32 protein-coding genes are annotated in these 17,928 nt (G+C 31.7%); 30 read left to right on the forward strand and 2 right to left on the reverse strand.

What is annotated here, in order from left to right; all coding sequences use genetic code 11:
* Positions 1 to 16 precede the first annotated feature (16 nt).
* From rplP to AALI31_RS02410, 30 genes are all read left to right on the forward strand, one after another.
* Complete coding sequence (rplP, locus tag AALI31_RS02265; protein WP_489884904.1) at positions 17 to 457, forward strand: 50S ribosomal protein L16; 441 nt, start codon at positions 17 to 19, stop codon at positions 455 to 457.
* Positions 454 to 663 (forward strand): 50S ribosomal protein L29, encoded by a 210-nt coding sequence (gene rpmC, locus AALI31_RS02270; protein WP_489884905.1) that lies wholly within the window; start codon positions 454 to 456, stop codon positions 661 to 663. The genes rplP and rpmC overlap by 4 nt, the downstream gene beginning before the upstream one ends.
* Before the next feature lie 21 nt (positions 664 to 684).
* Positions 685 to 939, forward strand: a complete 255-nt coding sequence (gene rpsQ / locus AALI31_RS02275) for a 30S ribosomal protein S17 (RefSeq protein ID WP_489884975.1) — start codon at positions 685 to 687, stop codon at positions 937 to 939.
* Positions 940 to 958: 19 nt separating this feature from the next.
* Entirely contained in the window at positions 959 to 1,327 is a 369-nt protein-coding gene (gene rplN, locus AALI31_RS02280; RefSeq protein ID WP_489884906.1) for a 50S ribosomal protein L14, read from the forward strand.
* Between the two features lie 19 nt (positions 1,328 to 1,346).
* Positions 1,347 to 1,655: a 50S ribosomal protein L24 gene (gene rplX, locus AALI31_RS02285; protein ID WP_489884907.1), complete on the forward strand. Its 309-nt coding sequence runs from the start codon at positions 1,347 to 1,349 to the stop codon at positions 1,653 to 1,655.
* 20 nt (positions 1,656 to 1,675) lie between these two features.
* Positions 1,676 to 2,215 carry a 50S ribosomal protein L5 gene (gene rplE / locus AALI31_RS02290; protein ID WP_489884908.1) on the forward strand — a complete coding sequence of 180 codons (540 nt, stop codon included), beginning with the start codon at positions 1,676 to 1,678 and terminating at the stop codon, positions 2,213 to 2,215.
* A gap of 21 nt (positions 2,216 to 2,236) precedes the next feature.
* On the forward strand, positions 2,237 to 2,422 hold the full coding sequence (locus tag AALI31_RS02295) for a type Z 30S ribosomal protein S14 (protein ID WP_489884909.1): 186 nt from the start codon (positions 2,237 to 2,239) through the stop codon (positions 2,420 to 2,422).
* Between the two features lie 26 nt (positions 2,423 to 2,448).
* Positions 2,449 to 2,847, forward strand: a complete 399-nt coding sequence (rpsH, locus tag AALI31_RS02300) for a 30S ribosomal protein S8 (protein WP_489884910.1) — start codon at positions 2,449 to 2,451, stop codon at positions 2,845 to 2,847.
* A gap of 25 nt (positions 2,848 to 2,872) precedes the next feature.
* Positions 2,873 to 3,415, forward strand: coding sequence for a 50S ribosomal protein L6 (gene rplF, locus AALI31_RS02305; RefSeq protein ID WP_489884911.1), 543 nt, complete (start codon positions 2,873 to 2,875; stop codon positions 3,413 to 3,415).
* A gap of 33 nt (positions 3,416 to 3,448) precedes the next feature.
* Entirely contained in the window at positions 3,449 to 3,808 is a 360-nt protein-coding gene (gene rplR / locus AALI31_RS02310; RefSeq protein ID WP_489884912.1) for a 50S ribosomal protein L18, read from the forward strand.
* A gap of 20 nt (positions 3,809 to 3,828) precedes the next feature.
* A complete protein-coding gene (gene rpsE, locus AALI31_RS02315) occupies positions 3,829 to 4,323 on the forward strand; it encodes a 30S ribosomal protein S5 (protein ID WP_489884913.1) in 495 nt (164 codons plus the stop codon).
* A gap of 14 nt (positions 4,324 to 4,337) precedes the next feature.
* A complete protein-coding gene (rpmD, locus tag AALI31_RS02320; protein WP_489884914.1) occupies positions 4,338 to 4,517 on the forward strand; it encodes a 50S ribosomal protein L30 in 180 nt (59 codons plus the stop codon).
* A 13-nt stretch (positions 4,518 to 4,530) separates the two neighbouring features.
* A complete protein-coding gene (rplO, locus tag AALI31_RS02325) occupies positions 4,531 to 4,971 on the forward strand; it encodes a 50S ribosomal protein L15 (RefSeq protein WP_489884915.1) in 441 nt (146 codons plus the stop codon).
* A 5-nt stretch (positions 4,972 to 4,976) separates the two neighbouring features.
* Entirely contained in the window at positions 4,977 to 6,251 is a 1,275-nt protein-coding gene (gene secY / locus AALI31_RS02330) for a preprotein translocase subunit SecY (protein WP_489884916.1), read from the forward strand.
* A gap of 15 nt (positions 6,252 to 6,266) precedes the next feature.
* Entirely contained in the window at positions 6,267 to 6,929 is a 663-nt protein-coding gene (locus AALI31_RS02335; RefSeq protein WP_489884917.1) for an adenylate kinase family protein, read from the forward strand.
* Positions 6,910 to 7,653, forward strand: coding sequence for a type I methionyl aminopeptidase (gene map / locus AALI31_RS02340; protein ID WP_489884918.1), 744 nt, complete (start codon positions 6,910 to 6,912; stop codon positions 7,651 to 7,653). Before AALI31_RS02335 ends, map begins: the two co-directional genes overlap by 20 nt.
* 48 nt (positions 7,654 to 7,701) lie before the next feature.
* Positions 7,702 to 7,920 carry a translation initiation factor IF-1 gene (gene infA, locus AALI31_RS02345; protein WP_489884919.1) on the forward strand — a complete coding sequence of 73 codons (219 nt, stop codon included), beginning with the start codon at positions 7,702 to 7,704 and terminating at the stop codon, positions 7,918 to 7,920.
* A gap of 19 nt (positions 7,921 to 7,939) precedes the next feature.
* A complete protein-coding gene (rpmJ, locus tag AALI31_RS02350; RefSeq protein ID WP_489884920.1) occupies positions 7,940 to 8,053 on the forward strand; it encodes a 50S ribosomal protein L36 in 114 nt (37 codons plus the stop codon).
* A 21-nt stretch (positions 8,054 to 8,074) separates the two neighbouring features.
* Positions 8,075 to 8,443, forward strand: a complete 369-nt coding sequence (gene rpsM / locus AALI31_RS02355) for a 30S ribosomal protein S13 (protein WP_489884921.1) — start codon at positions 8,075 to 8,077, stop codon at positions 8,441 to 8,443.
* Between the two features lie 16 nt (positions 8,444 to 8,459).
* Positions 8,460 to 8,858, forward strand: coding sequence for a 30S ribosomal protein S11 (gene rpsK / locus AALI31_RS02360; protein WP_489884922.1), 399 nt, complete (start codon positions 8,460 to 8,462; stop codon positions 8,856 to 8,858).
* Between the two features lie 14 nt (positions 8,859 to 8,872).
* Positions 8,873 to 9,499, forward strand: coding sequence for a 30S ribosomal protein S4 (rpsD, locus tag AALI31_RS02365; protein WP_489884923.1), 627 nt, complete (start codon positions 8,873 to 8,875; stop codon positions 9,497 to 9,499).
* A gap of 49 nt (positions 9,500 to 9,548) precedes the next feature.
* On the forward strand, positions 9,549 to 10,493 hold the full coding sequence (locus AALI31_RS02370) for a DNA-directed RNA polymerase subunit alpha (RefSeq protein ID WP_489884924.1): 945 nt from the start codon (positions 9,549 to 9,551) through the stop codon (positions 10,491 to 10,493).
* A gap of 15 nt (positions 10,494 to 10,508) precedes the next feature.
* A complete protein-coding gene (gene rplQ, locus AALI31_RS02375; RefSeq protein WP_489884925.1) occupies positions 10,509 to 10,850 on the forward strand; it encodes a 50S ribosomal protein L17 in 342 nt (113 codons plus the stop codon).
* 101 nt (positions 10,851 to 10,951) lie between these two features.
* Positions 10,952 to 11,791, forward strand: a complete 840-nt coding sequence (locus AALI31_RS02380) for an energy-coupling factor transporter ATPase (protein ID WP_489884926.1) — start codon at positions 10,952 to 10,954, stop codon at positions 11,789 to 11,791.
* On the forward strand, positions 11,767 to 12,627 hold the full coding sequence (locus AALI31_RS02385; protein WP_489884927.1) for an ATP-binding cassette domain-containing protein: 861 nt from the start codon (positions 11,767 to 11,769) through the stop codon (positions 12,625 to 12,627). The genes AALI31_RS02380 and AALI31_RS02385 overlap by 25 nt, the downstream gene beginning before the upstream one ends.
* Positions 12,628 to 12,629: 2 nt before the next feature.
* The gene (locus AALI31_RS02390; protein ID WP_489884928.1) at positions 12,630 to 13,421 is read left to right on the forward strand and encodes an energy-coupling factor transporter transmembrane component T family protein; all 792 of its coding nucleotides are present in this window, start codon (positions 12,630 to 12,632) and stop codon (positions 13,419 to 13,421) included.
* An 8-nt stretch (positions 13,422 to 13,429) separates the two neighbouring features.
* Positions 13,430 to 14,170 carry a tRNA pseudouridine(38-40) synthase TruA gene (gene truA / locus AALI31_RS02395; protein ID WP_489884929.1) on the forward strand — a complete coding sequence of 247 codons (741 nt, stop codon included), beginning with the start codon at positions 13,430 to 13,432 and terminating at the stop codon, positions 14,168 to 14,170.
* A gap of 112 nt (positions 14,171 to 14,282) precedes the next feature.
* Complete coding sequence (rplM, locus tag AALI31_RS02400; protein WP_489884930.1) at positions 14,283 to 14,717, forward strand: 50S ribosomal protein L13; 435 nt, start codon at positions 14,283 to 14,285, stop codon at positions 14,715 to 14,717.
* Positions 14,718 to 14,755: 38 nt separating this feature from the next.
* The gene (gene rpsI, locus AALI31_RS02405; protein WP_489884976.1) at positions 14,756 to 15,130 is read left to right on the forward strand and encodes a 30S ribosomal protein S9; all 375 of its coding nucleotides are present in this window, start codon (positions 14,756 to 14,758) and stop codon (positions 15,128 to 15,130) included.
* 530 nt (positions 15,131 to 15,660) lie between these two features.
* Positions 15,661 to 16,860, forward strand: a complete 1,200-nt coding sequence (locus tag AALI31_RS02410; protein WP_489884931.1) for a glycosyltransferase — start codon at positions 15,661 to 15,663, stop codon at positions 16,858 to 16,860.
* A gap of 321 nt (positions 16,861 to 17,181) precedes the next feature.
* Here the strand turns inward: AALI31_RS02410 and AALI31_RS02415 are convergent, their stop codons facing one another.
* Together AALI31_RS02415 and AALI31_RS02420 are read right to left on the reverse strand one after the other, a co-directional pair.
* A complete protein-coding gene (locus tag AALI31_RS02415) occupies positions 17,182 to 17,517 on the reverse strand; it encodes a cupin domain-containing protein (protein WP_489884932.1) in 336 nt (111 codons plus the stop codon).
* Between the two features lie 4 nt (positions 17,518 to 17,521).
* Complete coding sequence (locus AALI31_RS02420) at positions 17,522 to 17,860, reverse strand: cupin domain-containing protein (protein WP_489884933.1); 339 nt, start codon at positions 17,858 to 17,860, stop codon at positions 17,522 to 17,524.
* Between the last annotated feature and the right edge of the window lie 68 nt (positions 17,861 to 17,928).

The raw sequence follows: 17,928 nt of genomic DNA on the forward strand, positions 1-17,928 counted from the left end.
AGGAATTTATAGAATTATGTTGATACCTAAAAAAGTTAAATATCGTAGGATTCAAAAAGGAAGAATGAGGGGAAACTCAAAAGCTGGTAATAAGATTGCGTATGGTGATTATGCACTGGTTGCTATGGGGAGTGATTGGATAACCAGTAATCAAATAGAGGCAGCTAGGATTGCGATAAATAGGTACATCAAAAGAGGCGGTAAGTTACACATAAAAATTTTTCCTCATAAATCCGTTACTAAAAAACCGGCAGAAGTACGTATGGGGTCTGGTAAAGGAGCACCTGAGTATTTTGTTGCGGTTGTAAAACCTGGTAGAGTAATGTTTGAATTATCAGGAGTTTCTGAAGATTTGGCTAGAGAGGCAATGAGGTTAGCTTCACATAAATTACCCATAAAGACGAAATTTTTAACTAGAAAAGATTTTAATGAAATGAGTGGTGAACAAGCATTATGAAAATTAAAGAATTAGATGAAATAAGGAATCTAGATCTTAGTGAAATGAATAATAAGGTTTTAGACTTAAAGTTAGAACTTTTCAATTTGAGATTTCAATTGGCTATTGGGCAGTTGGAAAATTCTATGAGAATACGTGAGGTTAAGAAGTCTATTGCGCAGATAAAAACTGTCATTAGAGAAGAGGAAATAAAGCGATTAAAGTAATTAAATAAAGGAGGTTTTATGGTGGAAAGAAATTCTAGAAAAGTTAGAGTAGGTGTGGTTGTATCTGATAAGATGCAAAAAACTATCGTTGTTGCTGTTGAAGGAAAGAAGAATCACCCTCTATATGGTAAAGTACTCAAGGTTACTAACAAGTTTAAAGTGCATGATGAGAATGAAGATGCTAATATTAATGATAAAGTTTTGATAATGGAAACTAGGCCCATATCCAAGCAAAAGAGATGGAGATTGGTTGAGATACTAGAGCGTGCTAAATAAAATTGGGAGGTGAAAATGTATGATACAGGAGTTGAGTAGACTTAGAGTTGCTGATAATACTGGCGCTAAAGAGGTAATGTGTATACGTGTTTTGGGGGGTTCTAGAAGAAAAAGTGGTAACATCGGAGATATCATAGTTGCTAGTGTAAAAAATGCATCACCAGGTGGAGTTGTGAAAAAAGGAGATGTAGTTAAGGCTATAATAGTTAGAACAGTTAAGGGATTAGGTCGTACTGATGGATCGTACATAAGATTTGATGATAATGCTGTAGTTATATTAAAGGATGATGGTCAACCAAGAGGTACACGGATTTTTGGACCAGTTGCTAGAGAGTTGAGAGAAAAAGATTGTATGAAGATATTGTCTTTGGCTCCAGAAGTTTTGTAATTTGGAGGTTATTTATAGTATGCATGTTAGGAAAAATGATAAGGTTTTAGTTATTTCTGGAAAGGATAAAGATAAAATAGGAGAAGTGCTTAAAGTAAATCCGAAAAAAAATAGTGTGATAGTCAGCGGGATCAATATTGTTTCCAAACATAAAAAACCAAGTAAGGATAATATGCAGGGTGGAATAATAAGGGTAGAGGCAGCTATTAAAGCAGCTAAAGTTATGCTTTATTGTGAAGACTGTAAAAGAACAACAAGGATAAAGTACGAATTTTTAGAAGATGGAAGTAAGATAAGAGTGTGTAGACATTGCAAAAAGAGAATGTAATTAAAAAGGAGCTGTGAGTATTGTCTAGATTGAAAGATAGGTATACGAATGATATAGTCAACAGTTTAATTGAAAAGTTTGGGTATAAAAATAGAATGCAGGTACCTAGGGTGGAAAAAATTGTTGTAAATATGGGAGTCGGTGAGGCAAAGGATAATGCTAAGATTTTAGATTCCGTTATTAAAGACTTATCACTTATATGTGGTCAAAAGCCGGTAGTTTGTAAGGCGAAAAAGTCTATTTCAAATTTTAAGTTAAGAGAGAATATGCCAATAGGTTGTAAGGTTACTCTCAGAAAGAATAGAATGTATGATTTCATGGATAAATTGTTGAATATAGCTTTGCCTAGAGTTAGGGATTTTAGAGGAGTTCCTGAGAAAAGCTTTGATGGTAGGGGTAATTATACTTTGGGAATAAGGGAACATTTGATTTTTCCAGAAATAGAGTATGATAAAATAGATAAAATAAGAGGATTAGAAGTTGTATTTGTAACAACTACTGATAATGATGCAGAGGCAAGAGAATTATTAAGATTTCTAGGAATGCCCTTTGCAAATTAATTTAAGAAGGAGGTAAGATTTGTGGCGCGTAAGGCAATTGTAGAAAAATGGAAAAAGCCAGCTAAATTTAAGACGAGAGTTTATACTAGATGTAATTTGTGTGGAAGACCACATGCTGTGTTAAGAAAATTTGGGATATGTAGAATTTGTTTTAGAGGGTTAGCTTATAAAGGGCAAATTCCAGGATGTACCAAGTCTAGTTGGTAGGATTATGGAGAGGAGGTATTAAAATTATGGTGATGACGGATCCAATAGCAGATTTATTAACGAGAATAAGAAATGCTAACATGATAAAACGTGAAGTTTTGGAAGTGCCTACTTCGAAAATTAAAAAAGAAGTATTGAGAATATTGTTAGATGAAGGTTATATAAAGTCATATGAAGATTATAGTGATGGTGTTATACCAATGATAAAGGTTAATTTAAAATACGGTAAGAATAACGAAAGAGTTATAACAGGACTTAAGAGAATTTCTAAGCCTGGGTTAAGAGTATATTGTAAAAAAGATAATGTTCCAAGAGTATTGAGTGGACTGGGAATAGCTATAATATCTACATCTAAAGGAATTATGGTTGATAGAAAGGCGAGAGAGTTAGGTCTAGGTGGAGAGGTAATTTGTTATATTTGGTAACAATAGATTTGTAGGAGGTATTATTATGTCTAGAGTTGGTAGATTGCCTGTTACTTTGCCTGATGGAGTAGTTGTTAAGATTGATTCAGATAATGTTGTAACTGTACAGGGAAGTAAGGGATTATTGACCAAAAAGATGCCCAATGAAGTTGTTATAACTCAGGTTAATAACACTATAGTTGTGAGTAGGAAAAGTGAAACTAAAAGATACAAGCAAATGCATGGATTAGTTAGAGCACTTATTTATAATATGGTTGAAGGTGTTTCTCGAGGATATGAGAAGATTTTAGAGTTAAATGGAGTTGGATATAGAGCTCAATTAAAAGGGAAGAGTATAATTTTAAATTTAGGGTATTCTCATAATGTTGAAATTGATAATGTTGAAGGTATTACGTATGAGGTTCCAAATCAGACTCAGATAGTAGTTAAAGGCATAGATAAGCAGCTGGTTGGTGAAATTGCAGCTAAAATTAGACAATGGAGAAAACCTGAGCCATATAAAGGTAAGGGGATAAAATATTCTACTGAAGTTATAAGGCGGAAGGAAGGCAAAACAGGTAAAAAATAATAAATATTAATGAAGAAAGGAAATGAAGTGTAGATGGCACTTAAGTTTGATAAATCTAGGAAAAGGAAAAGGAGGCATCTTAAAATAAGAAAGAAAGTTTCCGGAACTGTAGATGTACCTAGATTATGTGTTTTTAAAAGTTCTAAAAATATATATGCTCAATTGATAGATGATGTTAATGGAAATACTTTGGTTTCTGCATCTACTTTAGATAGAGAATTTAATGGAGTTGGTAGCAATAAATTGGCGTCTAGAGAAATTGGAAGGATATTGGCTAAAAAAGCTCTAAGAAACTCGATTAATAAAGTTGTATTTGATAGAGGTGGGTACTTGTATCACGGAAGAGTATCTGAATTAGCTGAGGGTGCGAGAGAAGAGGGATTACAATTCTAATAATAAAGGAGGGATAGGATATGAAAAATAATGGTATGTCAGATTTAAAGGAAAAGGTAGTTTTTATAAACAGAGTTACTAAGGTGGTTAAAGGTGGTAGGAATTTTAGGTTTAGCACTTTAGTTGTTGTTGGAGATGGTAAGGGTCAGGTTGGAGTTGGGACAGGAAAATCTACTGAGGTTCCAGATGCTATTAGGAAGGGCATTGAGGAAGCTAAAAAAAATTTAGTTTTTGTACCTATAGTTAAAGATACTATACCTCATGAAGTTGTAGGTATATTTGGTAAGGCTAAGGTTTTAATAATGCCAGCTAAAAGGGGTACTGGAATAATAGCGGGTGGACCTGTTAGAAGTGTTCTTGAATTGGTTGGAATAAAGAATATTACGGCCAAGTCCTTAGGTTCTAATAATCCTAAAAATGTAGTTGAATCTACTATACGAGCGTTGCTATCTTTAAGGACACTAAGTGAAATAGCTGAGCTTAGGGGTAAGAGTGTTGCTGAGATTATAAGTTAGGAGGATTAATTAATATGAGTAAAATAAGAATTCGGTTGAAGCGTAGTTTAATTGGTAGGACTGACAAACAAAAAAATACCGTTTACTCATTGGGTTTGAGAAAAATAGGTAATGTAGTTGATCATGAAGTTAGTCCTTCTATAATGGGGATGGTAAGCAGGGTTAAGTTTTTGTTGGATGTCACTGAACTTTAAGGAGGTTAATAATGTGAAGTTACATGAATTAAAAATGGCTCCTGGTAGTAAGAAGGAGCGTAAGAGGATTGGTAGGGGTACAGGATCAGGATTAGGAAGGAACTCAGGTAAAGGAGAGAAGGGACAAAAAGCTAGAACTGGTGGTGGAGTACGATTGGGATTTGAGGGTGGTCAAATGCCTTTATATAGACGTGTTCCTAAACGTGGATTTAAAAATTTATTTAAGAAAGAATATGCTATTTTGAATTTAGATAGGCTTAATATATTTGATGATGGGGAAGAAATTACAGAGCAAATATTGATTAAAAAAGGCATTGTTGGAAATTTGAAAAATGGTGTAAAAATACTTGCAAAGGGCAATTTGGAAAGGAGTTTAACTGTTAAAGTTTCTAAATTTTCACAGTCAGCTAAAGAAAAGATTGAGGCTGTTGGTGGAAAAGCAGAGGTGATTTAAGTTAAATGTTCAGAATTTTAAGGAATGCCTTTAAAATTAGAGAACTTAGAAAAAGGATAATATTTACCCTATTTATAGTTTTTATATTTAGATTGGGGAATTACATACCTATTCCTGGAGTTAACACAGAAAGTTTAAAACAAATAACTTCTACAGGGTTATTTGGATTTTATGATCTAATATCAGGTGGGGCACTAGAAAGGTTTAGTATATTTGCGTTGGGGGTTGTGCCTTATATTAATGCTTCTATTATAGTACAGTTACTTTCTATGTCTATACCTAAGTTTGAACAGTTATCTAAAGAAGGTGAAGAGGGTAGAAAAAAGTTACAAAATATTACTAGATATTTATCTATATTGTTGGCATTTATTCAATCTTTTGGAAGCTATCTTTTGATATCTAATGTTGGTGCTATACAAAATCAATCTGTGTTTTCTTTAATATTTATAGTAGTGACTTTAGTAACTGCTTCTACTCTTTTAGTATGGATAGGGGATCAGGTAAGTTTGCATGGTATAGGGAATGGGGTTTCTTTGTTTATATTTGCAAATATAGTTTCTAGATTTCCTACAATGATTGCACAAGTACAGGCATTAAATGAATCAGGAGAGGTAGGTCTAATAGAGATTGCAATATTTTTAATTGTGGCACTGGGTATGTTGGTTTGGACTATATACATGAGTTTAGCTGAAAGAAGAGTTTCTGTTCAATATGCTGGTAAACAGTTGTCAGGGAAAAGTATGAATAATCAAGCACATATACCTTTTAGTATAACAGGGTCTGCTGTTATAGCCATAATTTTTGCTACTTCTGTACTCCAATTTCCAGCTACTATAGGGGCTTTCTTTACTGAAGATTCTTGGATTAATAAGGTTTTAGTAAATGGTACGTATAGTCCGTTTAGGATAAATTCAATATTGTATATTTTATTGTTTGCTATTTTGATAGTATTTTTTACATGGTTTTACACTCAGGTTACATATAAACCAGATGAGATGGCTGAAAATATGAATAAGTCGGCTGGATTTATTCCTGGAATAAGACCAGGTGAACAGACTGCTAAATATATCGAGAAAATACTTGATAGAATTTCTATAATAGGTGGGGTATTTGGAGCTATACTAGCTTTATTTCCCATATTTATGGATTTAGTTACTCCATTCAAAGGTCTGCAGTTTGGTGGTACAATGCTTTTGATACTCATAGGAACATCCGTAGATACTATGAGACAGCTTGAATCTCAATTAATTCTTAGGCATTATCAAGGATTTTTAAAGTAAATCGGAGATGGTTTGGTGAAGATATTACTGATAGGACCCCCAGGAGTTGGTAAAGGTACTCAATCTAAATTGGTTTGTGAATTTTTTAGTGTTGAGCATATTTCCACTGGAGATATATTGAGAAAGCATGTATATGACTGTACTGGTATAGGAAAGTTTATAAGTAGATCTGATTTGAATGAGGGAAAGTTTGTACAAGATGATACTATAAATAATCTGGTATATAAAATGAAGGAAGAAGGAATTTTAACTTCATCGTATTTGCTTGATGGTTATCCTAGGACTATGAATCAAGCATTGTTTTGTGTTACGAATATTTTAAGAGATTCCAAGTATATTGTTATATATCTGAATTCTGATAAAGCAGATATTTTGAATAGAATTTTAAGACGTAGAGTTTGTATAAATTGTGGTACCGTATATAATTTAGAAAATTTTGTCCCAAAGTCGCAAGGTGTGTGTGATAGGTGTGGAGGGAATCTTATTCATAGGTCAGATGATACGAAAAAAGTTTTTCATAATAGATTGAAAATCTATTATGAAATGACATCTGGTATTATAGAGTATTTTAGAAGTTTGAATGTTTTGTATGAAATCAAAGCTTCAGGTAGTGTTGAGGATGTTTTTAATAATATTAAGGATGTTGTAGGAGAGTATTATGATTTATATAAAAAATGATTATGAAATTTCCTTAATGAGGAAAGCAGGTGTTGTAGTTAAGGATACTTTAAATTTAGTAGAATCGATACTGAAGTGTGGAGTTAGTACGAAATATTTAGATAATAAGGCAGAAGAGTATATATTAAGTTGTGGTGCGATCCCCTCTTTTAAAGGATATTACGGTTTTCCGTCTACTCTCTGTATCTCTATAAATCATGAAGTTATACATGGAATACCTGGCGAAAGAATATTGAAAGATGGCGATGTTATTAGCGTAGATTGTGGAGCTAACATTTACAATTTTCATGCAGATGCAGCTAGAACATTTATTATTGGAGAAGCAAATAAAGAGGCACTTGATTTAGTAAGGGTTACTAAGGAAAGTTTTTTTGAATCCCTAAATTATGTAAGAGAATCTAACAGAATTGGAGATATATCTAATGCTATTCAGACTTATGTTGAGAGTAGAGGATATTCAGTTGTTAAGGACTTTACCGGTCATGGTATCGGAAAAGATTTGCATGAATTACCTGAAATACCTAATTTTGGTAAAAGGGGATATGGAGCGATGTTGAAGAAGGGTATGGCTCTAGCAATAGAACCTATGGTGAATATAGGAAAAGATGATGTTGAAGTTTTGGGTGATAATTGGACGGTTGTGACGAAAGATGGTAGTTTATCGGCTCATTATGAAAATACCGTAATAGTAACTTCGGATGAACCGGAAATTATAACCTTATAGACTTTTTGGTCATAAAGTCTGTTTGTATTTGATTGGGAGGGTTAAAGGATGGCTAAAGATGATATTATAGAGATGCAAGGTATAGTTAAAGAGTCTTTACCTAATGCCATGTTTCAAGTTGAACTTGAGAGTGGACATATAATTCTTGCACATATTTCAGGGAAATTGAGAATGAATTTTATAAGAATCATTCCTGGAGATAAAGTTAAGATAGAAATGTCCCCTTATGATTTAACCCGTGGTAGAATAACTTGGAGAGCTAAGTAATTTATAGGAGGATGTTATAATGAAGGTTAGAGCGTCTGTTAAACCGATTTGTGAAAAATGTAGAATAATAAAGAGAAAAGGAAGAGTGATGGTTATATGTGATATACCAAAACATAAACAAAAACAAGGATAAGAATAGAGGTGAATTTTGAATATGGCTAGAATTTCGGGTATTGATATACCTAAAGATAAGAGGGTTGAAGTTAGTTTGACTTATATATATGGTATAGGAATATCTACAGCTAGGAAAATATTAAAAGAAACTAATGTAGATGGGGATACCAGAGTAAAAAATTTGACTGAAGAGGAAATAAATTCAATTAGGGATTTTATAAATAAAAATCTTAAAGTTGAAGGTGATTTAAGACGAGATGTGGCTTTAAATATAAAGCGTCTTATAGAGATCGGGTGTTATAGAGGGATAAGGCACAGAAAGAGATTGCCTTTAAGAGGTCAGAGAACTAAGACTAATGCAAGAACTGTTAAAGGGCCGAGAAAAACAATAGCAAATAAGAAAAAGTAAGGGGTGAATAATTTTTATGGCAGTTCAAAAGGCTAAAAAAGTAAGTAGGCGAAAAAAGGATAAAAAAAATGTAGATTGTGGTTCAGCACATATAAAATCAACATTTAATAATTCAATAGTTACTTTAACTGATATTAGAGGAAATACATTGGCTTGGTCTAGTGCAGGTGCTTTAGGATTCAAAGGATCTAGAAAAAGTACACCTTATGCCGCACAGATGGCAGCTGAAACTGCTGCTAAGAGTGCTATGGAACATGGTTTAAAGAGTGTTGAAGTGTATGTTAAAGGTCCAGGGTCAGGAAGAGAAGCTGCGATAAGATCTTTGCAAGCAGCTGGGCTCGAGATTACTTTAATAAAGGATGTAACACCTATTCCTCATAATGGATGTAGACCACCTAAGAGGAGAAGGGTATAATTTGGAGGTGTAATATGGCTAAGTACAATGGTCCACAATGTAAATTGTGCAGAAGGGAAGGAGTAAAGTTATTTTTAAAGGGAGATAGATGCTATTCCAGTAAATGTTCAGTAATCAGGAGACAGAGTGCTGGAGCTCCAGGTCAACATGGTCAAATGAGGAAAAAGTTATCAAACTATGGTATACAATTTAGAGAAAAGCAAAAAGCTAAGAGAATTTATGGCATGCTTGAGAAACAATTTAAACTTACATATGCTAAAGCCGATAGAAAATCTGGTGTAACTGGTGAGAATTTGATTAATTTTCTTGAAATGAGGCTTGATAATGTAGCTTTTAAATTAGGTTTTGCGAACTCTAGGAGGGAAGCTAGGCAATTGGTTTCGCATGGTCATTTTTGTGTAAATGGTCGTAGAGTGAATATTCCGTCTTATACAGTTAAAATTAATGATATTATAGAAATAAATGAGAAAAGTCGTTCTATTAATAAGTTTAAATACCTGTTGGAAGGAAGTTCTTCAGTTCCTACATGGCTCAGTATAGATGGTGAGAGATATAGAGGAAGGGTGTTGTCAATACCTTCAAAAGATGATTTGAATGTACAATTTAATGAAACTTTGATCGTAGAGTTTTACAGTAAGTAATTTTTGGATCAGTTGCCCTTAAAAATTTATATTAAGGGAGGTTTTTTATATGTTTGATATTGAAACGCCTAAAATTGAATGTGTGGAGTCAAATGATAATGGAACTTATGGTAAATATGTAATCGAACCTTTAGAAAGAGGATATGGTACTACGCTTGGTAATTCTTTGAGAAGAATATTACTCTCATCTTTGCCAGGAGTTGCTACTACGTCTATAAAAATTGAGGGAGTGTTACATGAATTTTCTACAATTAAGGGTGTAAAAGAAGATGTGACAGAGATAATTTTGAATATAAAAGAGTTGGCTTTAAGGATGGATGATGACAGTAGTAAAACTTTATATTTAGATGTTAAGGGAAGTAGAATTGCTAGGGCTGAGGATATACAGGTAGCAGATGGAATTGAAATTATAAATAAAGATTTACATATAGCAACTCTTGAGGACGATGGACATTTAAATATGGAGATTACAGTAAATAAAGGTAGAGGATATGTTCCACAGAATAAAAATAAGATTGAAAATAGTATAGGATATATTCCAATAGATTCCATATATACACCTGTTAAGAGAGTCAATTTTTTAGTAGAAAATACTAGAGTAGGTCAGATTACGGATTATGATAAATTAACGGTAGAAGTATGGACTAATGGATCCATAAAAGTCGATGAAGCTATAAGTTATTCCTCTAAGATTCTAATTGAACACTTCAAGTTATTTTTAGGTTTGACCAAAGAGGCAAATGAAGTTGTTGTTATGGTTCAAAAAGAGGAAGATAAGAAAGAAAAGGTTCTTGAAATGACTATTGAGGAACTTGATTTTTCTGTGAGAAGTTACAATTGCTTGAAGCGTGCTGGTATAAATACAGTTCAAGAATTAGCTCAGAAGTCTCTTGAAGATATGATGAAAGTTAGAAACTTAGGGAAAAAATCCCTAGAGGAAGTTGAGAAAAAACTCAAAGATCTAGGTTTGAGTTTAAGACAAAGTGATGAATAATAGGAGGTGTTTAATTTGGCTTGGCAGAGAAAATTAGGTAGACCAACAGATCATAGGCTTGCTATGCTTAAAAATCTTACTGCAAGTTTTTTAAAGCACGGCAGGATAGTTACAACATTTACTAGGGCGAAGGAGACACAAAGTATAGCAGAAAAAATGATAACCCTTGCTAAGAGGGGTGACTTGCATTCAAGGCGTCAAGTTTTATCATTCGTTAAAGAGAAGCAAGTTGTTAAGGTTCTGTTTGACGAAATTGCATCTAAGTATCAGGAGAGAAATGGTGGCTATACCAGAGTCCTAAAGACGGGTCCAAGAAGAGGAGATGGATCTGAGATGGCCATTTTAGAGCTGGTTTAGTTTTATTTGGGAAATTAGGAATCTTGTCTTAATTTCTCTTTTTGTTTTTTTGGAAATTTTGGTATAATGAGATATGCATATAGATTAAAAAAGGAATTGATATGGATAATTGTATAGAAATTAAAAATGTATCATTTAAATATGAGGGAAATGAAAAGTATGTTTTAAATAATGTAAATCTTACTATAAATCAGGGAGAATTCGTTTGTATCCTTGGAGGTAATGGTTCTGGGAAGTCTACTCTATCAAAATTAATCAATGGAATTTATGAACTTAAAGAAGGAGATATTTTTGTAGACTCTATGAGCGTTAAAGATAGAGTCAATATTTTAAATATAAGAAAGGTCGTATCTATTGTATTCCAAAATCCTGATAACCAAATTGTATCTACCATTGTTATGGATGACGTGGTATTTGGACTTGAAAATACATTACGCGATAGAAAAGAAATACAGGATAGAGCATATGAAGCTTTAAGGAAAGTAGATATGTTCGAATACAAGGATCGTAATATAAATATGCTATCAGGAGGACAGAAACAGAGAGTTTCCATAGCTGGGGTTTTGTCAATGAAGCCTAGATATATAATCTTTGATGAATCTACTTCCATGCTAGATCCGAAAGGTAAAAATGAAATATTGTCTATATTGACTGAGATAAATAGGGTATATGGAATAGCTGTTGTGCTTATAACACATTTTATAGATGAATCTCTTCTTGCTGATAGAATTGTAGTTTTAAGCAATGGAGTTTTAAAATATAACGGATGTCCCAGAAAGATTCTATCAAATGAGGATTTTTTGTTTGAAAATAATTTGGATACAACATCGTCATGTAAGATTTCAAATACTCTTAAAAGGTTAGGTTTCCATAACGAGGATAATATTTTTAATTTGGAGGAACTCGTTGATTTGTTATGTCGATTGAATTTAAAAATGTAGAGTATACATATCTTAAAAATACCCCTTTTGAAAATAAAGTTCTATATAATATAAATTTTAAAATTAACAAGGGAGAAATAGTTTCTATTATTGGACACACTGGAAGTGGAAAATCAACTCTTGTTCAGCTTATGAATCTTTTATTTAAGGATTTTTCAGGTGATATAATAGTGGATTCGTTAAATGCCAAAGATAAAAAGATAAAAAATGTTGACATCAGAAGGAAGTTTGGATTTTCATTTCAGTATCCAGAGTATCAATTTTTTGAGGATAGTATATATAAGGATATTTCTTTCTCCCTTAAGATTCGTGGTCAAAATGATGATATCATAGGAAAAAAAGTTAGATCAGCAATGAATATGGTATCGTTAGATTTTGATGAATATAAAGATAAGAGTCCATTTGAGATTAGTGGTGGTGAAAAAAGAAAGGTTTCTTTGGCGTCTATGCTAGTTTTAAATCCAGATTATATTATTTTAGACGAGCCAACTGTTGGGTTGGATCCTAAAACTCGAGAAGAAATAATGTTGATAATAGAAAAATTGAATAAAGAATTTGGTAAAACTATTATTATAGTTACTCATATTATGGATTTAGCTTATAGGCTCTCTGATAGAATTATGTTGATGGATGGTGGGAGAGTTATAAGTTTTGAAGAAACGGAGAAGTTTTTTAAGAATCAGGAAATTCTATCTAAGTACAAAATCGAAAGTCCATATCTGATAAAACTATGTCTAAGTTTAAAAGATAAAGGGTTAATACTTGATAAATTTCCAAGAAGCGTTTTTGAAATGGAAAATGCTCTGTGCAATTATTTTAAAAACAAGAGGAATTAAAAATGATAGATAATATTATAATTGGTCAATATGTAAAGACGGATTCTTTTGTACATTCTCTCGATCCAAGAACTAAGATAATGCTCAATATTATATATATCTTTGGAGTATTTTTAAGTAATAGTATAATTCAATATTTAGCGTATTTTTTATTAGTTGTTGTAGTTTCTTTTCTGTCTAATATGAGGATATATTACTTATTTAAGGCTATAAAGACAATAAGTATGTTTATAGTTTTTACATATATATTCAATGTGTTTTTGATAAGAGAGGGAAATGTAGTTTTAAGCATTGGGTTTTTAAAAATATATGATAAGGCTTTGATATCTTCCTTATTTATGAGCTTTAGAGTTATATTTATGATAATTGGATCGACCATTTTAACTTTAACTACATCTCCGACAGAGCTTACTGATGGATTTGAAAGTTTGATGAGACCTCTCAAAAAATTAAAAGTACCTGCTGGTGAAATTTCTCTTATGATCAGTATAGCACTTCGATTTATCCCAACGCTATTAGATGAAACCAATAAAATAATAAAGGCTCAGAAATCACGAGGAGTAGATTTTGAAAGTGGTGGAATTATAAATAGGGTAAAAAGCATTATTCCCATTTTAGTTCCGCTTTTTATAAACTCTTTTAGAAGGGCAGATGAATTAGCTATTGCTATGGAATCTCGTTGTTATTGTGACAGCGAGAGTAGGTTTAAATTCAGAGAGCTTAAATTTTCTAAAAAAGATTTTATAAGTTTAGTTTTATTTATGTTGGTAATAGTTCTAATTTTTTTCTTGTAGGTGTTTTAGTGAATATTTGTATGAAGATTTCTTATTTAGGAACAAATTATGTTGGATTTCAAAAACAGAAAAGTGGCAATACCATTCAAGGTGTCCTTGAAAGTACGTTTAGTAACATATTTGGGAAAGATATAAGCATTTTTGGGTGTAGTCGGACAGATTCAGGAGTTCATGCACTGGAGTACTATTGTAATTTTAATATTTACAATTTTAGTGTCCCATTATGTGGTATAAGGGATGCTATGAATTCAAAACTTCCTTATGATATAAGAGTGTTTGAGTGTTATGAAGAAGATGAAAAATTTCACTCTAGATACTGTGCGAGTAAAAAACATTATGAGTATAAGATATTTAATGATCTAGTACTTCCACCATCGAAATATGTAGATCATATGCATTTCAAACATAGTTTAAATTTTGGAGAAATGCAAAGAGCATCAAAATATTTTGAGGGGGAACATGATTTTAAAGCCTTTATGAGTCAAAATTCTAGTGTTAAAAGTACAATTAGAAAAATATTTAATAGTGATTTGCGTAAAGAGGAGAATGTTATAATCTACGATGTAGTGGGCGATGGCTTTTTGTACAATATGGTCAGAATAATTGTTGGAACATTAATAATGGTAGGACAGGGGAGAATAAACTCAGAAGATATACCTTTTATAATTGAGTCTTCTAATAGAGGACTTTCAGGATTTGTGAGTGAGGCTAAAGGATTGACACTTAAAAAAGTTTTTTATGATAATTGACATATAGTGTAAAGTTTATTATAATACTAGTGTTGTTTTTGTGTTTAGAATGGTGGATTCAACTTGCTACAGGTTTTTATATTATAGATATCATTTTTACTGGGAGGGTATTATGAAGTCATATTTGCCAAAGAAAGGTGAAATTCAAAGAGAATGGTATGTTGTTGATGTAGAAGGAATGGTTCTCGGTAGGGCTTCCAGTCAGATAGCTTCTATTTTGAGAGGTAAGAATAAGCCTGAGTTTACTCCTAATATTGATGTGGGAGATTTTGTAATAGTATTAAATGCAGATAAGGTTGTTTTAACAGGTAAGAAGTTAGATCAGAAGTTTTATAGGTACCATACTCAGTATCCAGGGGGTCTTAAGGAGATCTCTTATAGGAAGCTTTTGGATAAGAAGCCGGAGTTTTTATTCTATGAGTCGGTGAGAAGGATGTTGCCAAGAGGTCCTCTAGCGAGAAGTCAAATGAAGAAGCTTAAAGTCTATAGAGGGTGTGAGCACTGTCATCATGCTCAAAATCCAAGAGAGTTAAAGTTAAGATATTAGTTTTGAATGGAGGATTTATTTTGAGTAGAATTCAATACATGGGAACAGGTGGTAGAAAGAAATCAGTTGCTAGGGTTTTTTTAGTACCTGGTAGTGGGAATGTGACCATAAATAAGAGAAGCATGGATGAGTATTTTGGATTAGATACCTTGAAGTACATAGTAAATCAGCCGTTAGTTTTAACTGATACTTTGTCTAGATATGATGTTAAGGTTAACGTGCGTGGTGGTGGATTTACAGGTCAAGCTGGAGCTATAAGGCATGGAATAGCTAGAGCATTGGTTAAGTCAGATGAGAGTTTGAGGTCTGTACTGAAGAAAGAGGGGTTTTTAACCAGGGATTCTAGAATGAAAGAGAGAAAGAAGTACGGGTTGAAAAAGGCGAGGAGAGCTCCTCAGTTTTCGAAGAGATAATTCAGAAGCAAAGATGGATCCCATGAATTCGAGATTTTTCTTGGATTCGTGGGGTTTTGTTTTTCTGATTTCTATTTTTCTTACATTGAATGTAGATTTTAGATATGAACTTAATCACAGTATTTTAAAACAATCATGGAAATTTAAGTTTTAGATTTATTCGAAAACAAGATTTGGAAAAAAGGTTAATGAATGCAAATTAGAGTATATCATACAGATGATCTTCGGAGAGATAAATTTCATATTTAAAATTAGTCTCATGAATTTAAGTGAATACTTGAGTTTATGAGATTTTCTATTTTTTGTTTATACTTACCTCTAAGTAATGGATATTTTAAAATTTTTGATGAGAATGCAATTAAGAATCTTTATTTTGCAATATCGTAACTAAGTTCTTGTTTTAAATTCGATTCGATATATTGTATAAAACCGAAAGTGAAAAAACAATAATTATAAGAGGGTGTAATAATTTGTTCAACCTACAACGTATTAGCGAGGAGTTATCCTTTTCTTGTATAAAAGGAGGGATAATGAAATTGAGGAAATATATTCTAAGGAGAAATGGAGAATATAAACAAAACCATTCTCATTTAGATGATTATGGTATTGATCAAAAATGTAAATTTAAAAAGATATTATTTGTTATACCTAACTTGAGTGGAGCAGGTGCTGAGAAGATACTCATAGATATATTGAACATAATTAATAGCAAGAAGTTTGAAATAACTTTAGTAGTTTTACAAAATGGAGGAGTTTATATAGATAAGATACCTAAAAATGTAAAAACATTTTATGTTTCAGATTATATCCAACTAATTTATATACTTCATTATATAAAGGAATGCCCTAAGATATTTTATGGTTATATTATAAACAATATAGTTAAGGAAAAATTCGATGTAGAGATTTCATTTCTAGAAGGATATGCAACAAAACTCATTTCATATTCAACAAACAAGAATAGTAAAAAGATTGCGTGGATTCATGTAGATCTGTCCGTATTGCATTGGACAAAATCTATATTTAAATTGAAAGAAGAAGAGTATTGCTACGATAGATTTGATGATATAGTTTTCGTATCAAACGATGTGAGAGAAGGATTTTTAAAATTATTTAAAAATAATTCTAGAAATCATGTTATTTATAATCCCATAATGTCTGAAAACATAGTAAGAAAATCTTTGGAAGAAGACATAATTTTTGATAAATTTACAATTATATCTATAGGAAGGTTAGATTATCAAAAAGGATTTGATAGATTAATAAGGGCACATGCTAATTTGTCAAAAAAGTATAAGCATCAGTTAGTTATTTTGGGAGAAGGACATTTAAGAGATGAATTAAGAGATTTAGCCAAGCAATTGGGCGTTTCAGAATCTGTGATCTTAAAGGAATTTGTACCGAATCTATATCCATATTTAAAGGCTGCTGATTTATTCATATCATCATCCTTAGGTGAAGGGTATCCATTGGTTATTTGTGAAGCTATTATCCTTGAAAAACCCATAATATGTACAAATGTTTCTGGTTCACGTGAAGTCCTTGGTAATGGGAGATATGGTTTATTATGTGATAATTCAGAACAAGGTATTTTAGATTCACTTGAACGTGTAATTCTAAGTGAGAAAGAGATGATATCCTTAAAAGAAAAATCAAAAATGGGGAAACATGGTTTTAATTATTGGAAAATAATAGAGGAAATAGAATTGCTATTATTTGCAGATAAATGAAAGTATCTGGAGAGTTTAGAAAAAGAGAAATTTTTGAATAATTAATACTATACTTAATTTGTATATAATATAGTCACAATTAAAATATAAGCAATTTAAATAATTTAATTTGAGATCTATTCTTATGATAATTTAAATCAAGACATTAAAAAATATATTTATAATGATAAAAACAACCCATCACACTAAACCTTTAGTGATGGGTGTTTATTTTTATATTATGATATAAATATTTTCAGAACTTCATTTAAGATATTTTTACTTAAATACATACTTGATAGCAATAATTTATAGCCATAAACTTAATTTTTGGTTTTATGTTTAGGATTTAACTAAAATAGTATACATTTTGCATGGCTCTAAAGCTTTAACACCATAATTTATATTTGCCTCTAAACACACCATTTCTCCTTCATTAACAATCACTTCAGAATTTTTATTATAAAGCACTTTTAAGCTACCTTCCAAGACTATGAATAAGGTTTCTTTTTCGTAGTACTCTTTATCTATATCTTCACCTTGAGCAAATGAAAAAAATCTAATTTCTATATAATCATTGTCTATTATGGACTTGCTTGCTATTTTTCTACCTGTAACTGAAATAATATCATTTAACTTAGATACATTGTAGGGTTCTATATTTTTGAAATATTGCATAATTCTAGTTTTCCTTTACTAAAACAAGTAACATTTTTATATTTTCTTTTGCTGTGACTTTATGCTGGATATTCGATGGCATAACTACTATATCTCCTTTTTTAACTTCCATTTCTCTGTCACCTATTGTTATATTTGCTATACCATCATGGATATAGACGAGGGCATAACCTTTTGCAGAATGTGGTCCAACGCATTCGCCTTTGCCAATTGACAATAATGTTATGCCAACTCCTGGTTCTTGAGCTAACGTTACAGTTTCAATTTGACCATCAATTGAGTTTACTAAACTGTCAAGAGCCACTGGTATTGATTTTTCAATATTTTTTATTAATTCATTCATTTACATAATTCCCCCAAGAAATTAAATAATATATAAGCTATTTCAAAAATCTAAATATTATTTTATAC

Source organism: Anisomitus miae (SeqCode), from assembly GCF_054906395.1.

What these genes read in the sequence shown, in the direction of transcription:
- rplP (WP_489884904.1), top strand. Translation starts at nt 17, where the DNA reads ATGTTGATACCTAAAAAAGTTAAATATCGTAGGATTCAAAAAGGAAGA.
- rpmC (WP_489884905.1), top strand. Translation starts at nt 454, where the DNA reads ATGAAAATTAAAGAATTAGATGAAATAAGGAATCTAGATCTTAGTGAA.
- rplN (WP_489884906.1), top strand. Translation starts at nt 959, where the DNA reads ATGATACAGGAGTTGAGTAGACTTAGAGTTGCTGATAATACTGGCGCT.
- rplX (WP_489884907.1), top strand. Translation starts at nt 1,347, where the DNA reads ATGCATGTTAGGAAAAATGATAAGGTTTTAGTTATTTCTGGAAAGGAT.
- rpsH (WP_489884910.1), top strand. Translation starts at nt 2,449, where the DNA reads ATGGTGATGACGGATCCAATAGCAGATTTATTAACGAGAATAAGAAAT.
- rplF (WP_489884911.1), top strand. Translation starts at nt 2,873, where the DNA reads ATGTCTAGAGTTGGTAGATTGCCTGTTACTTTGCCTGATGGAGTAGTT.
- rplR (WP_489884912.1), top strand. Translation starts at nt 3,449, where the DNA reads ATGGCACTTAAGTTTGATAAATCTAGGAAAAGGAAAAGGAGGCATCTT.
- rpsE (WP_489884913.1), top strand. Translation starts at nt 3,829, where the DNA reads ATGAAAAATAATGGTATGTCAGATTTAAAGGAAAAGGTAGTTTTTATA.
- rpmD (WP_489884914.1), top strand. Translation starts at nt 4,338, where the DNA reads ATGAGTAAAATAAGAATTCGGTTGAAGCGTAGTTTAATTGGTAGGACT.
- secY (WP_489884916.1), top strand. Translation starts at nt 4,977, where the DNA reads ATGTTCAGAATTTTAAGGAATGCCTTTAAAATTAGAGAACTTAGAAAA.
- map (WP_489884918.1), top strand. Translation starts at nt 6,910, where the DNA reads ATGATTTATATAAAAAATGATTATGAAATTTCCTTAATGAGGAAAGCA.
- infA (WP_489884919.1), top strand. Translation starts at nt 7,702, where the DNA reads ATGGCTAAAGATGATATTATAGAGATGCAAGGTATAGTTAAAGAGTCT.
- rpmJ (WP_489884920.1), top strand. Translation starts at nt 7,940, where the DNA reads ATGAAGGTTAGAGCGTCTGTTAAACCGATTTGTGAAAAATGTAGAATA.
- rpsM (WP_489884921.1), top strand. Translation starts at nt 8,075, where the DNA reads ATGGCTAGAATTTCGGGTATTGATATACCTAAAGATAAGAGGGTTGAA.
- rpsK (WP_489884922.1), top strand. Translation starts at nt 8,460, where the DNA reads ATGGCAGTTCAAAAGGCTAAAAAAGTAAGTAGGCGAAAAAAGGATAAA.
- rpsD (WP_489884923.1), top strand. Translation starts at nt 8,873, where the DNA reads ATGGCTAAGTACAATGGTCCACAATGTAAATTGTGCAGAAGGGAAGGA.
- AALI31_RS02370 (WP_489884924.1), top strand. Translation starts at nt 9,549, where the DNA reads ATGTTTGATATTGAAACGCCTAAAATTGAATGTGTGGAGTCAAATGAT.
- AALI31_RS02380 (WP_489884926.1), top strand. Translation starts at nt 10,952, where the DNA reads ATGGATAATTGTATAGAAATTAAAAATGTATCATTTAAATATGAGGGA.
- AALI31_RS02385 (WP_489884927.1), top strand. Translation starts at nt 11,767, where the DNA reads ATGTCGATTGAATTTAAAAATGTAGAGTATACATATCTTAAAAATACC.
- AALI31_RS02390 (WP_489884928.1), top strand. Translation starts at nt 12,630, where the DNA reads ATGATAGATAATATTATAATTGGTCAATATGTAAAGACGGATTCTTTT.
- rplM (WP_489884930.1), top strand. Translation starts at nt 14,283, where the DNA reads ATGAAGTCATATTTGCCAAAGAAAGGTGAAATTCAAAGAGAATGGTAT.
- rpsI (WP_489884976.1), top strand. Translation starts at nt 14,756, where the DNA reads ATGGGAACAGGTGGTAGAAAGAAATCAGTTGCTAGGGTTTTTTTAGTA.
- AALI31_RS02410 (WP_489884931.1), top strand. Translation starts at nt 15,661, where the DNA reads ATGAAATTGAGGAAATATATTCTAAGGAGAAATGGAGAATATAAACAA.
- AALI31_RS02415 (WP_489884932.1), bottom strand. Translation starts at nt 17,517, where the DNA reads ATGCAATATTTCAAAAATATAGAACCCTACAATGTATCTAAGTTAAAT.
- AALI31_RS02420 (WP_489884933.1), bottom strand. Translation starts at nt 17,860, where the DNA reads ATGAATGAATTAATAAAAAATATTGAAAAATCAATACCAGTGGCTCTT.